We start from the raw sequence: 12,556 nt of genomic DNA on the forward strand, positions 1-12,556 counted from the left end.
CAGACGGCGATCTATGCTTATTCGGTATTGTCGAGTAAACCGTGTTTCAAGAGATAGCCAACGCCGCCAAGTCCAGCAAGAGCACCCACGACGCCAAAGCCCGGGCTGCCGTCATCGTCTGAAACGTCATTTGTCTCATCGTCCATCCCCGTTTCGTCACCTGTTGTGTTATCTGCCTCTGAGTCTACATCTATCTCGCCCTCGATTCCCGTTTCGTCGTCTTCTGTGTGATTGACTACCGAGTCTGTGTCTGTCTCGTCGTTGTCTTTTTCATCTTCGGCGGAAACATCGTCTGTTTCGGTAACAGTAACTCTATCTGTAAACTCTCTTTCACTCCCATTTTCTAGAATGACGGTTAGTGTGATCAGTTGTTCTCCTGCATCCTCGTAGGTGTATGTAACAGTCTCCCCGACTGCAGTGTCTCCAGTCCCGAATTCCCACAGGTAGTTAGTAATATCGCTGGTACCACCTGTTGAACTCGAAGCGTTCAACTCAACCGTATCACCGACTGTCGGATTCTTTGGAGTTAATTCGAACTCTGGTGTTGCTCTGATCGTCTGGCCAAACTCACTCACATCTTTACCCTCGAGACTCCGCCTGTGAAACGCTACAACGTCGTCGATTGCTGGTTGTGGAGTATGACCCGCATCCTCATAGACGCGGAACTGTGCTTCGACTCCCGCCTCCTGGTATGCTTCCTGACACCGGGGGAACCGTTCTTCGATCATGTCGTCGCCGTATACTTCTAGTGCGATTTGTCGAAGTTCGTCGTCGGTCCACGCATCACTGTATGGAATCGTGTCGTTGTTGTCTTCTGCACCCATGTAGAGGAATTGATTTACCTCGTCAAGTGCGTCCAAATCAACCGGCTCGTCCGTCAGTTCTGCAACATCTGCAATTCCAACGTGATACGGCAGTGTATGTCCCTCAGCCTCCTCCAGCGGGAGTATAGCCATCCCGTTGAGCCCACCAGCGGTCACTGACAGAACTCGATCAGGATGGAGCATCGTGAACCGATCGACAAAATTCCCCGATGCAGAAAAGCCATTAAGCATGATCCCATCGGCGACTGGGTATCCTTGATCTGTAAGTCGATCCTGTGCATGCTCTACCATGCTGAGTAACTGGAGATCAACTCGCTCTAGTGGTCCGGACTCAAGTGAAAGCGTAGTATCGTCGAGTTGATGCACGTAGTGGTTTCCATCAACTGGCTCCGCTCTCGGACGCGGGAACACGGGAACAATGAACGGGGCAAGGAGTTCACCAGCAATTTGTCTGCCAAATCCACCAGAGATAGTCCGCTCACCAGCTTTCCGGTGCTCTTCAAACTCATCGCTGACTGTTCCTGTGTTGGTTGGCTCGACCAGCAGCGATTTCGGCTCCTCGTCTTCGAACGTATCTGGTGCGTAGAGATAGTACGGATAATTAAATCCCGCATTGGGATTGGCATCAATCAGTTGTGGCTCCACACCATTGATCCGCTCTGGAAGATTATCACCGACACTGACCAGCGCGTCATCGCGTTCGAGCCGGGAGCCGCCCGAGGCCGGATACGCCCTTGCTGATAGGGTCTGTGATTCAGTGATCTGATCAGTCAGCGTGATTGTAACATCTGTAGCCACACCGGCGTCAAGGTTGGTTCTCCCGATAGAGTTATTCTCATCCCGAATAGACACGAATATATCTTTATTCGTTGCTACCTCTGCAATAACAACTGATCTTCCGTTAGACTCTTGATCCTCAAACGTGATTGAAACATCCGGTTCGCTTCCACGGACATGACCGCTTCCTGCACCGATGGCTGCCACCCCTGCGAGACAACCGCCAGTCGTTTTTAATAATGTTCGCCGTTCAGTAAACATATTCATCTGTTATCAGCCACATAGAACGAACCCTATTTATAATATGTGGCCGAAATGACCTGTGGTGTATGTGGTATTTATTTTCTAACTAGTTCCTTCTTCTCACTTAAACATCATTTATCCACACATAATAGCTAAAAATAGTCCATCGGTTCTTCAGTAACGAATTTAGCGGCCTCGAGTGGATTGTGGACCAACACGTCGAGCACGTCGACGCCCTCGCGAGTCAGTGTGTTCTCGATCATCCCTTCGATTTCGTCTGGCGACCTCCGAGGATCACGACGTTACCCCCTTCGAGATGAGCGACGATGATGCCGAGATGGATGCCCTCTGGCAAGCGCGCCGAAAACTAGCCTACGCGGTGCCAGCTACGATCCTTTCCCTCGAGCCGCTCCATCCCGGCGACGTAATCAAGCGCGCGCTCGACCCGACGGGAACGCTGAATCCGGGGAAGATCTTCCCGAATGGGGCAAGCAGGTTCGTATGGGCGGTGCGCTCGAGACGAAAGACGAGTAGCCCTCGTGCAGTCACCGGCAGTCTTTAGAAGAATTAAACGATCCCTCTGAGTAACTGACGCTGTGGACGACAACGATCGCTCTATCGTCGGGTTCGTCATGGTCGGACATGCGATGGTGCACACCTACGAACTCTCGATTCCGATCCTGATGACGATCTGGCTGCTCGAGTTTTCGACTACTGCGGCGATGTTGGGTGTCGCGGCGACGGTCGGCTACGGGCTGTTCGGCATCGGTGCGCTACCGGGCGGCCTGCTGGTCGATCGGTTCGGCTCGCGGACGTTGATCAGCGCCTGTCTGGCGGGGATGGGCTTATCGTTTCTGGCCTTGAGTCTTGCCTCCGGTGTCGTCGGGGTCACGATCGCGCTGGCGCTGTGGGGAATCGCCGCGAGCATCTATCATCCCGCAGGGCTGACGCTCATCAGCAACGGCGTCGAGGAACGCGGTCGAGGGTTCGCCTATCACGGGATGGCCGGCAACGTCGGCATCGCTGGCGGCCCGCTGCTCACGGCGGTGTTGTTGCTTGCGTTCGACTGGCGGGTCGCAGCAGCGATTCTCGCCGTGCCGGCGCTACTCGCTGCCGTCATTGGCATGCGAATCCAGTTCGATCCGACTGCGGCGGTCGAGGTAACCGACGGCGGACGAACCCGAGAGATTCCGACATCGCTCGCCGAGTTCGGCAGCGAGACGCGACGGCTGTTCACCCTCGGCTTTCTGCTGGTGTTCGTCGTCGTCGCGTTCAACGGCCTGTACTATCGGGGCGTCCTGACGTTCCTCCCGGACCTGCTCGGCGATTTCCTCACAGCAGCCGTCGGCGACGTCCGGCCTGGTTTCTTCGATCCAGATAGCCCAGTCGCCGCGGAGTTCGACCTGTCGCAGTATCTCTACGCCGCGCTGTTGTCGGTCGGCATCGGCGGGCAGTATCTGGGCGGTCGGCTCACGGATGCGATCGAACCCGACCGCGGACTGATCATCATGCTGTCGCTGCTTACCGTCATCGCGCTGCTGTTCGTCCCCGCGGCACAAGCGGGACTGTGGGGACTGTTGGTTATCAGTTTCATCCTCGGCTTCGTCCTATTTGCGATGCAGCCGCTCACGCAGGCGACGATCGCGAAATACTCGAGGCCGGAATCCAGAGGGTTCTCGTTCGGCTACACCTACCTCGCGATCTTCGGCATTGGGGCCCTCGGTGCGGCGATCGTCGGGACGACGCTCACCTACGCCTCCGTCTCGGCCCTGTTCGTCGTGCTCGCGTCCTTCTCAGCGCTTGGAGGCCTGTTCGCGGTCGCGCTCGTGACGCGCTCGTAGGCGTTCGAGCCCCGGGTTTTGGCGCAACCTCGAGTCAGTCGTGAACTAACACGTCGAGTACGTCGACGCCCTCGCGGGCCAGCGCGTCCTCGAGCGCTCTCTCGATCCCGTCGGGCGATTCCACGCGCTCGGCGCGGGCCCCGTGGCTCTGGGCGTTCTGGACGAAGTCGACGGCTGGCTCGAAGTCGATGCCGGTGAACGCGTAGTCGTCCTCCGTGCCGCCCATGAGTTTCAGCGTGTTGTCCTTCAGGATGCGGTAGTTGCGGTTGTCCGAGATGACAACTGTGAGATCGACCCCATGGCGGGCCGCGCTGTAGATCGCGTGGGGGTAGTAGAGATAGGAGCCGTCGCCGATGAAGCCGACGACGTCGCGCGGGTCGTCGCGCTGGCTTTCGGCGATGGCTGCACCCACGGACGCAGGGAGCCCGTAGCCGAGGCCGCCGCCCTTGTTCGAGATGTACTGCTCGGGCGCGAGGTCCCAGCGGGCAAGCATCGCGTACTTCGAGGTGATCCCTTCATCGACGACGTACGCATCGCCGGCCACGCGCTCCATCGCATCGACGAGTTCGGCTTTCGACGCTCGAGGGTCGTCTTCGGCGTCGCCCGTCCCCATCTCGGACAGCTTCGGCTCGGCCATCGCCTTGACCGCGTCGACATGCTCGAGGCGTTCCTCGACGGTCGCGTCGGAAATGCGTTCTCGGACGCGCTCGAGCAGCCCTTGGAGGATCAAGCCGGGATCACCCACGATGGCTGCGTCGGCGGGCTGGTTCTTGCCGACCTGCCAGTCGTCGTCGCTGAGATGGATACAGGTCGTCTCCGAGTCGACCAGCGCCTCCTCGTGGCGTGTCAGCGTCGTGTTTGTCGAACAGCCGGCGAAGACGACCGTATCGGTGTCGAGCAACGTCCGGGCGAGGTCTTCGTTCGGCGGGATGTAGGAGACCCACTGGTCGTGGTCGGTGGGGAAATCCACCTCGGAGGAGAGAATCTCGCCGTGGACGCGAGCGCCGGTCGCCTCCGCGAGGTCGACTGCCGCAGCGACGGCATCTGCGCCCGACCGCGCGACGTGGTCACCGACGACCAGCACCGGGTTCTCGGCCTCGGCCAGCAGGTCGGCGGCACGCTCGAGTTGGGCTGGATCGCCGCCGCCGGCGTTTGGAATCGGACCGAGCCGTTCGGGTTCGGCGTCGGTTTCGGCGAGCATGACGTCGAGCGGAAGGCCGAGAAAGACAGGCCCGGTCGGCGGCGTCATCGCGACGCGAAACGCCCGCCGGAGCATCGTCGGCAACGCGGCGACGTCCAACACCTCGTCGGACCACTTGCAGAACTGCTCGGCCATCCCGACGAGTTCGCCGCTCAGAATGGGCTCCTCGTGGCGGAAGTCGGTGCTGTGGTTGCCCGCGGTGACGACCAGCGGCGCGCCGGTGATCTTGGCAGCATAGAGGTTGCCGAGGCCGTGAGCCAGCCCCGGCGCGATATGGAGGTTCGCCACGCCGACGGGCGTGATCGACTCGTCATGATGGGCGTGATACCGTCGTGTCTGAGCGTAGCCCGATGCCATCCCGACAGCGATGTCTTCGTGCAATCCGAGGATGTACTCGAGGTCGCTCGTCCCGATCGATTCGATGATCGGCAACTCCGTCGTCCCCGGGTTGCCAAAGACGTAGTCGACGCCGTAGGACTCGAGTGCGTCGGCGAAAAGATCGGCACCGGTGTAGCCTGCAGTCATGTCTTACTGTGGTACGTACCCCCACATCAACCTGTGCGTTTCGGAGAACGACCCACCACGTCGCCCGGTTGCACCGAGTGGTGCGCCGGGCGGGGTATTATATCGCCGTTCGTTGTCGCTCGAGGCATGGCCCTCGCGAGAGCCGACCGCGGTATCGACGCGACCGCGCGGGCGTTCTGGTCGCAGGTCCACCCCGTCTTCATGACGCCGCCGCTTGCAGCGTCGCTGTTCGGGGCGATTCTGGCGGGGAGCCTCGAGACAACGCTCGCAGTGATCCACGTCGTCGCGATGTTCGCGGCGGTCTACACCGCCCACGTCAAAGACGGCTACGTCGACTTCTACGTTCGTGGCGAGGACGACGACCATCCGCTGACCGAACGGGGCTGTCGGGTCGCACTCGCGCTCTCGACGGCACTCTTTGCGCTGTGTTGTCTCCTCCTGTTCGTCTTCGTCGACTGGCTTGCCGTCGCACTGGTGGTGCCGACGTGGGTGATCGCCTACCACCACGCCCCTCAGCTTGATATGAACCCCGTGACGGCGACGGTGGGGTACCCGCTTGGGATCTCCCTCTCCCTGCTCGGTGGGTTCTACGTCCAAGCCGAGACGTTCGCCGCCGTCCCGCTCGGTTTCGCGCTCGTCTTTCTCGTGCTCCTCTCGGGGATCAAAGTCATCGACGATACACAGGACTACGCGTACGACCGCTCGATCGAGAAACGAACCGTCGCCGTCCTCATCGGCCCACAGCGGGCATACACGCTCGCCTACGGCCTGATGATGACGGCCCTGCTCGTCGTGGTCGGCTTCGCCGTGACTCGAGTCTTCCCACCGACGGCCGTACTCGCAGCGCTTGCGTTCGCCGCGGTCGGGATCGTCGCCCGTCGCGCCGAGCCGGAACTGGCCACGATGTTGCTGATCCGCGGGTCGTACGTCTTCCTCGCGGTGCTCGTCGCTGCCGTCTGGTTCGAGCCGCTTTCGGGCGTGTTCTGAACGAGGGTCATACTGTCAGACAGCAGTCAGTGAGACGTCGGTCGCGGATTCGCGGCCGTCTCCGGGGGTGACGGCCGCAGTAGTGCGACCGATCTTCGAATCGTTCTGTCCGACAGTATCAGTTCTAGCCTCGATCTGCAACCGGGAGCGTGACGGTCACGACGTTCCCCCGTGGCTCGTTCGTGTTGAACGTCAACATCCCCCCGGAGCGTTTGACAACCCAGTGAACGACCCACAGCCCCAGTCCGGAGCCGTGATAGAGCGGGTCGATCGAGCGTGTTCCAGTGAGGACATCGATCTCCATCTCCGGAATCCGTGGCCCGGTATCACCAACGTGAATCCGAGCCGTTCGGTCGTCGCATTCGACGGCGACCTCGAGAACCGGCTGCTCACAGTCGTTGTGAACGACCGCGTTCTCGAGCAGTTCGATGAGCGCCGCCTCGAGCTCCGGGACGGCGACGACGAGACACGTTTCGGGCAGCGCCCGGGTGATCTCGACGGCCGGATACTGGGCTGCAACCAAGTCGATGGCTCCCTCGAGTGTCCCGACTAGCTCACGTGCCCGGCGCTCGTGTGGCCCCGAGAGGACGTCGACGATCGTCTGTTTCTTATCGATCGTCTCGAGTAACTCGTCGATCGTCTCGATCATCACTGCCGCCTGTTCGTCGCGGTCGCCGTCGCCGTCACGGATCGCCTCGGCATAGCCTCTGACGATCGCCATATCGTTTCGGACGTTGTGCCTGAGCAGGTGATTGATGACCTGAAGCTGGCGTTCGCGCTCCTTTCGTTCGGTGATGTCGACTTCGATGCCGATCATCCGAACGGGCTCACCACTCGCGTCGGTGAGAATCGTCGCCCGCGAGGCAAGCCAATGGACCGTTTCATCCGGTCGCACGATCCTGAACTCGAGCGAGAAACGCTCTGCTCGTTCGAGTGCGTCCGCGGCTGCTCGATCGACAGTAGGCCTGTCCTCTGGATGGACGTACTCGAGAAAATCGCGGTACGTCCCCTCGAACGTTCCCGGCTCGAGCCCGAACAGCCGCTCTAGATTCTCGTCCCAGAGCAACTCACCAGTCTCGATGTCCCACGCCCAGATGCCAGCGTCGGCACCCTCGAGCGCGAGCTCGAGGCGCTGTCTGCTCTCGCGGCGCTCGAGATAGAACTCGAGAAAAGACAACAGTGTATCGACCAGCGCCACCTCCTCGTCGAGGAACGGTTCGCTGTCGCCGACAGGACGCACACCGATCGCGGCGACCTCGAGTGCGATCGGCGTCCCATCGTCGGTCTGGGTTCGGACGGAGATCGATTCCGCAGCCGGGTCAAACCCCTCGGTCGTGACCTGATGTGTGCTGACAGTTACCCGCGCAGCAGTTGCCTCCGGCCGTGTGAACGACGACGGAAGGAAGGTGACGAACTGCTCTAAAACGTCCTCGAGAGACTGGGTGGCGTCCTCGAGCAGGTGGGCCGTCAGCTGGACGGCGGTGAACTCCTTGGTTCGCTCGGCAAGCGCTCGCTCCGTGTGGTGTTTCTCGGCCGCGTTTCGGATCGTTCTGACCAGCAGTTCGTCCCACCCGGGCAGTTGTTTCGAGAGGTAGCCGGTGATCCCGGCGTCGATTGCTTCGGCGAGCACCGCCTCCGAGGGCGCGTTCGAGAGCAGAATCAGTGACACGCTCGGCGCACGCTCCCGAACCCGCCGGAGAAACTCGAGATCGCCGTCGTCCGGCGCAGGGAGATCGACCACGATACAGTCGATCGACTCGGTTGCCAACGTCTCAAGTGCGCCCTCACCCGACGGTGTCTCGTGAATCGTGACGGCTGCGAGGGCGCGCTCGAGCGTCGCCGCGGACTCGAGATGGTCGGACTGGTCGGCGACGTAGAGAACGTCCATTGCCTGACGAATGTGTTGCAGGCTTATCAATCGGTTGCAACGTCATGAACGCCGGTATGTAGCCGAACTGGGTACGCGACGTAGGAGTTGTTGGTGAGGAAAACTCGACGTATCAAAACGAGAATATCAGTTAGTACTGACGATCTTGATGACGTCACCTTCCTCGAGTTCGTACTCTTCCCCAACCTCTCGACTCGACTTCGCGTTGACGGCGTGGAGATAGCCGTCGCCGATGTCGGAGTGGACGGTGTAGGCGAGGTCGACTGGCGTCGAGCCGTCGGGCAGGAGGAAGGCGTCGGGAAGAACGTTGCCGCTGCCGTCGGACCACTTCGAGGCGTCCTCGACCGGATAGGCGGTGATGTGCTCGAGCAGATCGTAAACGGCGTAATCGAGCGCCGACTGGACGCCGGTGCCGTCCCACGCGGCCATCGTCTCGGCGAGCCCCTCGAGGGCCTCGCGCTGGGCGTCAGAGACGTCGTCGCCGATCGCGAGCGTCTCGTCGCCGGGGTCGTAGTCGACGAGGCCGTTTTCTGCGGCCCGGCGGAGCGCGAGTTCGCCCTCCGCGGTGGTCGGGATCACGGGTTTGTCGAGTTCGAGCAGTTTCTCGACGTTCTCTTGGGGGGCGACGTCGATCTTGTTCGCCGCGACGACGATCGGTTTGGTGCGCTGGCGGACGTCGCGGGCGAGCGCCTCGCGGTGGTGGTCTTCCCACTGGATGGGGTCGTCGGGGTAGTCGAGATCCCGCAAGACCATGGCGATCTGAGTCGGCGAGGCACCGAAGCCCGAAAGCATGTCCGCCAGCACGTCGTCGATGTCGAAATCGGGCGAGCGGGATTTTCGCTCGACGGACTCCCAGTTGTTCTCGACGATGCCCGCCAGCCAGAGGTCCATCTCCTCTTCAACGAAGTCGATGTCCTCGAGTGGGTCGTGTGCGCCGATATCGACGGGTTCGCCCTTCTCGTTGGTGCCGCCGGAGGCGTCGATGACGTTGACGATCACGTCGGCGTTCGTGAGTTCGTCCAAGAACTGGTTACCAAGTCCCTTCCCCTCGTGGGCACCGGGGACGAGCCCGGCGACGTCTAACAGTTCGATGGGGACGTAGCGCTTGCCATCCTCGCAGTTGTCGGCGTTACAGCGTTCCTCGCGCTCGAGGCAGGGGCACTCGGTTCGAACGTAGCTGACGCCCCGGTTGGCGTCGATGGTGGTAAAGGGGTAGTTGGCGACGTCCACCTCCGCCATCGTCGCCGCGGTGTAGAACGTGGACTTGCCGGCGTTTGGTTTTCCGGCAAGCGCGATCGAAAGCATGCCTCCCCATAGCATCGTCCGTTCAAACTGTCTTTCGATTCCCGCGCTCGAGACTGCGTCTGCACTCTCTCTCGAGCCGGGTCAAAGAGGACCGCCTCGAGCCACGATGACTTAATAGCCGAACAGATGCAGCCGGACGGATTTTCAGCCCCAGTTCGTTCCATCGAGTGCGCGAGATGACAGCACAAACTCGATCGCACCGACGTCTCTCGGTCACCGAACCATGAGTGGAACGGTGGTGGTTGCTGGCTGTCTCCTCGTCGTGACGGTCGTCGTCGGTTTGGTGGCTCACGAGTGTGCACACGCGGTGGTGTTGACCCTCGCCCGCGTCGAGTACACCGTGACCTACGCGCCCGGGCGATCCGACGGCATCGTCGGGCTCGTGACGAGCTGTCCGTGGGCTGCCGTCCACCCACACCCAACCGGCCACGAGTCGGCGACAGTCCTCCGTGTTGCGGCGCTCGCGCCACTCGCCCTCGCGGTCCCCATCTTCGGGCTGGGGTTCAGTGGACTCCTCCCGGTCGAGTCACCGCTCCTGACGGCGATTGGGATCGGCTGGCTCGCCTGTGCGATTCCCAGCCCGCAAGACTTCTCGGTTGCCTTCTACGCACATCGGGCCCTCGAGGCCGTCCCGACCGATGGGTCGGACACGGTGACACCCGTTTCCCGCGCCGATTGACGGTCGTCGCACCGTCACCGTACACGAGTTGGCCTCGAGGCCGTCCGCCGAATAGGCGCACAGTATCACAGCCATCGAGCCGTCACAGAATCAACGCCACCGCACGGAGTAGGCGTGGACAGTCGTCACTGCTGCAATGAGACCAGTGATGCTCGCCGCTGCGATGGCCCACGGAATCGAGACGAGTCCAGTCGCGATCGCCGTAAGAAGTAGCCCACAGCCACCCACTGCGGTCGCATACCGCCGTGGCCACGGGTCGTGTTCGGTCGTCGCCTCGAGCCCGGTCAGGTACGGAACGAGCTGTGCAGCAAGCGGTGTCGCCTCGATCGTCCCCCGATCCTTGTCGTAGTCGATGACGTCATGGGTGTCGAGTTTCGGGAGATGGGTCTGGTACAACGAGATGTACACCCGCTGGCGCTCACTCGAGGTCAGGTTCTCCACGGTCGTCTCCGCCTCCCAGGCCGCGATCTGCTCGGCAAGCGCACGCAACTGCACCGGCCCATCGGCGCGGTGAAGATAGCGGAGTACGTCGCGCCGCCGCCGGGTCTGTAAGAGGTGGTACACGTCGTCCGGTTCGAGAGGAGATGGAACGCCAGCAGTCTCGGCGTCCCGAGGCACGTGCCGGACAGCATGGTCGTCGGTTCGAGACGCGAGACTCACCATTATCGATACTAGCCGAGCAGAGAACAGTTAAGTGTCTTGTCCCATGGGAGACGATAGCAGACAGTCATCGGTGGTTCGAAAGCAGGGGTGGGTCGCAGAAAGCGACCTGTGATGTATGCTGCCATGGCCACACAGCCACGAGTGGCCACAGTGAGTGAGCACGAGTGAGCGACTGGGCGTCTCGTTGCGCCCGGTATGCATCGCGGGGTCGGCGATCACGCCGACATACTGTATTCTGTTCTGTCCAATAATAAAGCTAACTCTTGCGGTATATTCGACTTATTTTCGCTCTAAACTTCATTTTCACCCAATATAATCCAGTAGGGACTTCATAAGTACGATTTTAGGCCAATCATCAGGCGAAAACTGCGGCTCTGTGAGCTATCGTAGCCACTGATACGGTCTGCTGTACCGATGTCCCGCCGATCACGGGTGGCGGGGTCGGTGAGCGGCGGTCAGTGCCGACAGCAGTCCGTATGAAACGTAGTTACTCGAGGCCAGGCCAACGGCGAGGTCGGCAGTCGCCGAAGGCGTGAGAAGTGAGACGATGATCGCAGGGAGTTACACGGGGTCAAGGAGAAAGCCCGCGACTTCGGTCGTGGGTGGATCTCAGGGATCGATCGCCGTTGGCTGCATCCGATCGGTCAACTCTGCGCTGACGAGTGCAGAGTGACACCGTCGAAGTCGTTCCGAGAGCGCCTGATGTGAAACGTCGAGTTCCGCGGCGAGTTCTTTGAGCGTGATCTTTCGCGGAATATCAAAATAACCGAGTTCGTGTGCCTTACAGATCGTCTCGTACTGTGTCTGTGTCAGTGGTGTCTGTGCGCTCGCAAAATCGTTCGTGCCGGCGAGTCGCGTGACTTCAACGTCGAAATCGTACTGTTCGAACAGTGCATAACACTCCGACAGCGATGCTCGGTCGTGAAAGAGTAGTTTGACCGCCCACGTGCCGTTCTCACCGAACGCTGCCAGAATCGCACCGTCGTTTTCGGCGACGATCTGCTGAAACAGTTTGAACCCGCGTCCGAACGCGAGTCGGAACAACCACTGATCGGGTTCGTCCGCGTCGATCGGGCGCTGTTCACGGTCACCGTCGGTCAAACTCGCTATCACGTCGACTGATGGGTCCGTCTCGAGTGCGTCGTGAACGGTATCGATATCCGGTCCGGATGTCCAGACCAATGGCGGAGAATCACCGATCATCCCCCCAATCTGGCACTCGAACGTCGGGACCGTCTCGAAGGTCTGGGCAGCACCGAGTCGGTCAGCCGGAATCTCGAGTTCGACGACAGTCGTCATCACAAAGACCCACCACAAAGATCTATAGACGCGTTGGGTTTCCGGTAGCCTTTCCCGCCTTCCGGTTTCGAATACTATTCCGTTAGCGGGACTCTCTTCAAAAGTAGGCAATCGGAACAAGCGAACAGTCAAGACGCGATGAACGATCCCACCGGACAACGGTGGCGACGTACCCACTCCACGACCATGGTTGAGACGAGTTGCGATCCCGGCCACGGGCGACGGGATCGGTGTACGGCGGGCCGTGCCGACAGCAGTCCGTGTACGCGAGGGCCCCGTGACGTGGGCCGTTCGTTCTCAACGACAGACAGTGTCAAAAAGCTA

At 60.7% G+C, this 12,556-nt stretch carries 9 protein-coding genes and 1 pseudogene; 4 read left to right on the plus strand and 6 right to left on the minus strand.

The genetic code is table 11. From position 1 onward, the window contains the following. Positions 1 to 17 precede the first annotated feature (17 nt). On the minus strand, positions 18 to 1,808 hold the full coding sequence (locus C495_RS17355) for a PKD domain-containing protein (RefSeq protein ID WP_161605569.1): 1,791 nt from the start codon (positions 1,806 to 1,808) through the stop codon (positions 18 to 20). A 325-nt stretch (positions 1,809 to 2,133) separates the two neighbouring features. On the opposite strand from C495_RS17355, the pseudogene C495_RS14305 reads away from it, so the two are divergent. Together C495_RS14305 and C495_RS14310 are read left to right on the plus strand one after the other, a co-directional pair. Then, positions 2,134 to 2,406, plus strand: a pseudogene (locus tag C495_RS14305) (FAD-linked oxidase C-terminal domain-containing protein); the annotation flags it as partial. Positions 2,407 to 2,440: 34 nt separating this feature from the next. Next, positions 2,441 to 3,685, plus strand: coding sequence for an MFS transporter (locus C495_RS14310; protein ID WP_008164138.1), 1,245 nt, complete (start codon positions 2,441 to 2,443; stop codon positions 3,683 to 3,685). A 34-nt stretch (positions 3,686 to 3,719) separates the two neighbouring features. Here the strand turns inward: C495_RS14310 and C495_RS14315 are convergent, their stop codons facing one another. Continuing rightward, positions 3,720 to 5,411 (minus strand): thiamine pyrophosphate-binding protein, encoded by a 1,692-nt coding sequence (locus C495_RS14315; RefSeq protein WP_008164140.1) that lies wholly within the window; start codon positions 5,409 to 5,411, stop codon positions 3,720 to 3,722. A gap of 126 nt (positions 5,412 to 5,537) precedes the next feature. Between C495_RS14315 and C495_RS14320 the strand changes: the two genes are divergently transcribed. Next, complete coding sequence (locus C495_RS14320; protein WP_008164142.1) at positions 5,538 to 6,398, plus strand: UbiA family prenyltransferase; 861 nt, start codon at positions 5,538 to 5,540, stop codon at positions 6,396 to 6,398. Between the two features lie 124 nt (positions 6,399 to 6,522). Here the strand turns inward: C495_RS14320 and C495_RS14325 are convergent, their stop codons facing one another. After that, positions 6,523 to 8,286 carry a PAS domain-containing protein gene (locus tag C495_RS14325; RefSeq protein ID WP_008164145.1) on the minus strand — a complete coding sequence of 588 codons (1,764 nt, stop codon included), beginning with the start codon at positions 8,284 to 8,286 and terminating at the stop codon, positions 6,523 to 6,525. Positions 8,287 to 8,412: 126 nt separating this feature from the next. Further along, positions 8,413 to 9,591 (minus strand): redox-regulated ATPase YchF, encoded by a 1,179-nt coding sequence (locus C495_RS14330; protein ID WP_008164146.1) that lies wholly within the window; start codon positions 9,589 to 9,591, stop codon positions 8,413 to 8,415. Between the two features lie 223 nt (positions 9,592 to 9,814). Between C495_RS14330 and C495_RS14335 the strand changes: the two genes are divergently transcribed. Continuing rightward, a complete protein-coding gene (locus tag C495_RS14335; protein WP_008164147.1) occupies positions 9,815 to 10,270 on the plus strand; it encodes a hypothetical protein in 456 nt (151 codons plus the stop codon). Positions 10,271 to 10,360: 90 nt separating this feature from the next. Here the strand turns inward: C495_RS14335 and C495_RS14340 are convergent, their stop codons facing one another. Further along, positions 10,361 to 10,933 (minus strand): DUF7344 domain-containing protein, encoded by a 573-nt coding sequence (locus C495_RS14340; RefSeq protein ID WP_008164150.1) that lies wholly within the window; start codon positions 10,931 to 10,933, stop codon positions 10,361 to 10,363. A gap of 609 nt (positions 10,934 to 11,542) precedes the next feature. After that, on the minus strand, positions 11,543 to 12,232 hold the full coding sequence (locus tag C495_RS14345; protein WP_008164152.1) for a helix-turn-helix domain-containing protein: 690 nt from the start codon (positions 12,230 to 12,232) through the stop codon (positions 11,543 to 11,545). Positions 12,233 to 12,556: the final 324 nt, after the last annotated feature.

The organism is Natronorubrum sulfidifaciens JCM 14089, assembly GCF_000337735.1.
GTDB lineage: Archaea > Halobacteriota > Halobacteria > Halobacteriales > Natrialbaceae > Natronorubrum > Natronorubrum sulfidifaciens.

Bases quoted from the DNA above. Each gene is read 5' to 3' on its own strand.
- C495_RS14320 (WP_008164142.1), top strand. From the start codon at position 5,538: ATGGCCCTCGCGAGAGCCGACCGCGGTATCGACGCGACCGCGCGGGCG.
- C495_RS14315 (WP_008164140.1), bottom strand. From the start codon at position 5,411: ATGACTGCAGGCTACACCGGTGCCGATCTTTTCGCCGACGCACTCGAG.
- C495_RS14325 (WP_008164145.1), bottom strand. From the start codon at position 8,286: ATGGACGTTCTCTACGTCGCCGACCAGTCCGACCATCTCGAGTCCGCG.
- C495_RS14330 (WP_008164146.1), bottom strand. From the start codon at position 9,591: ATGCTTTCGATCGCGCTTGCCGGAAAACCAAACGCCGGCAAGTCCACG.
- C495_RS14340 (WP_008164150.1), bottom strand. From the start codon at position 10,933: ATGGTGAGTCTCGCGTCTCGAACCGACGACCATGCTGTCCGGCACGTG.
- C495_RS14335 (WP_008164147.1), top strand. From the start codon at position 9,815: ATGAGTGGAACGGTGGTGGTTGCTGGCTGTCTCCTCGTCGTGACGGTC.
- C495_RS14345 (WP_008164152.1), bottom strand. From the start codon at position 12,232: ATGACGACTGTCGTCGAACTCGAGATTCCGGCTGACCGACTCGGTGCT.